Below are 2147 nucleotides of genomic sequence, written 5' to 3'. Positions count from 1 at the left end.
CACTTTCAACCGAGCGTAAACACCCACCACCAGCGCATTCCGCCGTTTTGGTGATCGTCGGACCAGAGCCGTTGGGTGATCTCGATGCCGTCGGTCTTCAGCGACTCCAGCGACAGGGTCGGCAGGAAGAACGCGTCGGCCCGACCGGCCTGCACCGCCTCGATTCCGCTGCGGCCGTCCGGGATGTTGACGATCTGCCCGGCGGGCACGTTCTGCGTCTTGAGCGCGCCGTCCTCGAAACCGCCGGGCAGCACCGCGACCTTCACCGCCGGATCGGCTTTCACCGCCGCGACGCTGGTCAGCTTCTTCGGGTTGCCCGCGGGCACCGCGAAGGACTCGGTGGAGACCAGCTGCGGTTCGGAGTAGCGGAGCTGGCTGCAGCGCGACTGCTTCATGAACAGCCCGGCGGCGATGATGTCCCACCGGTTCGCCTTGAGCCCGGGGATCATCGACTCGTACGGCGTCACCACGCCCTGGACCTCCGGGATGCCCATCCGCTTGAGCACGGCGGCGACCACATCGGGCTCGGCACCGGTGACCGTGCCGTCCGGTTCGATCTTCGTGTAGGGCGGTTCGTTGGCGATGGCTATCCGGGCGAAGCCCTGCTTCTTGATCTGGTCCAATGTGGATCCGGCGGGCTGTCCCGTGCCTGGCTGGGTGAAGCTGCAACCGGCGAGGAAACCGGCCACCGGCAAGGCCAACGCGGCCGCGCCACCGGTGCGGAGCATCTGTCGTCGGGAGATTTCGTTCTTGCGCATCGGCTCACGCCTCCCTCGCGTGCATCGCCCATTCGGGGGATGCGTTGCGCAGAGACGCTAGGCCGCGCCAGTCGCAGGTGTCAACGCGAACATTGTTGACAACAGGTAACCGCCGAGTTGAACCGAACGGCGGTACGAAATTTCGCGGGGTGGCGAATTACCAGCGCAAACGCACCGGGTTCATAGCACGATCAGGGCGGTGACCAGCACCGACACCGCTCTCCGACTAGTCCGATCCGGCGAATTCTCGTCCGTCCATAGTGTCCTGGAAGACCACCGCGAAATCGAGGTAGGCTGCACTCCGCACATCGACGGGAAGGCATCGCAGGCATGAGCGCTTCGGCGTGTTCCCCGGCTGTGCTGAGCGGCCGGTTGCGGGAGTGCGATCGGTTGCTGCCCAGGCCGCGGACCGTGCCGTCGTCGAGCCTGCCGACGGTGCCTTGGGCGGAGTTCTGCGATCCCGCGGGTCCGTGGTTGTCGCGTTGCGCAGCGGAATGGCAGGAACGCGGCGGATTCCGGCATCAGCGGGCCGGAATCGTGCTGGTGGCGTTCCGGTTCGGCTGGCTCGCCTGCTGCGCGACGGTGCCGGAGCACTACCTCGGCGCGGCCGTTCCCTCGCTGCGCGACCTGCACGTCGCCGTCACCGCCGAAGGACGCCTTTCCGCGCTGCGCCCGTCGGGTGCGGAGGCCGGGCGCACGCCGCAGGAGTGGTGGCGGGACCTCGCCGAGGCCTTCGAGCCGTTGACCGAGGCCCTGCACGCGCTCGGCGGCCCGTGCCCGGAAAGCCACGAGTACTGGGGAAATCCGGTTGGTTCGGTGGGCACGGTGCTCTGGCGGTTGCAGCGCGCGGGAATGCCCGGCGACGCCATCGCGACAGCCCGCGAACTGCTCGCCGCCACCGGTCGCGAACACCTGCTCGACATCACCCCCACCCGCAACCCGTGGCCCCGCCGAACGACCTGCTGCCAGTGGTGGCGAGCAGGCGGCGGCTACTGCGACGAATGCGTCCTCTGGAACTCGGCCTCCCGCGTCAGCGGTTGATCAGCTCCCCACCGCGGCTCGTGTTTGGCGGGCGATTTCGAGGTCTTCGCGGGCCTGGACGACTGCGGTGCGGACGGGCGCTCCGATCCCGGTGATGTCCGCATCGGCCGAAGCGGCCTCGTTGCGCTGCGGATCCAGCGCCACGCCTGCGAAGGACAGCGCTTCGCACACCGCGGCCCGCACCGGCGGCTGGTGCTCGCCGATGCCGCCGGTGAACACCAGCAGGTCCAGGCCGCCGAGCACCGCGACCATCGCTCCCGCGTGCCGCACCAAGCTGCGCCGGTAGACGTCGAAGGCCACCGACGCGTCTTCGTCCCCGCCGGAGCGCGCCGCCAGCACCTCGCGCAG

Annotated in this window: 2 protein-coding genes and 1 pseudogene; 1 reads left to right on the top strand and 2 read right to left on the bottom strand. The window is 68.9% G+C overall.

The features are described 5' to 3' along the window. Nucleotides 1–5: 5 nt before the first annotated feature. Entirely contained in the window at nucleotides 6–758 is a 753-nt protein-coding gene (gene ehuB / locus ABTZ89_RS38175; protein WP_351054243.1) for an ectoine/hydroxyectoine ABC transporter substrate-binding protein EhuB, read from the bottom strand. A 330-nt stretch (nucleotides 759–1088) separates the two neighbouring features. On the opposite strand from ehuB, the gene ABTZ89_RS38170 reads away from it, so the two are divergent. Beyond that, nucleotides 1089–1799: a hypothetical protein gene (locus ABTZ89_RS38170; RefSeq protein WP_270947903.1), complete on the top strand. Its 711-nt coding sequence runs from the start codon at nucleotides 1089–1091 to the stop codon at nucleotides 1797–1799. On the opposite strand, the pseudogene ABTZ89_RS38165 reads toward ABTZ89_RS38170, so the two are convergent. Beyond that, nucleotides 1800–2147 (bottom strand): annotated as a pseudogene (locus ABTZ89_RS38165) (acetate/propionate family kinase); the annotation flags it as partial.

The organism is Saccharopolyspora sp. NPDC002686 (assembly GCF_040295745.1).
Classification (GTDB): Bacteria; Actinomycetota; Actinomycetes; order Mycobacteriales; family Pseudonocardiaceae; genus Saccharopolyspora; species Saccharopolyspora oryzae.
Note: the sequence above shows the minus strand (reverse complement) of the source record. Positions and strands in the feature narration are given on the sequence as shown.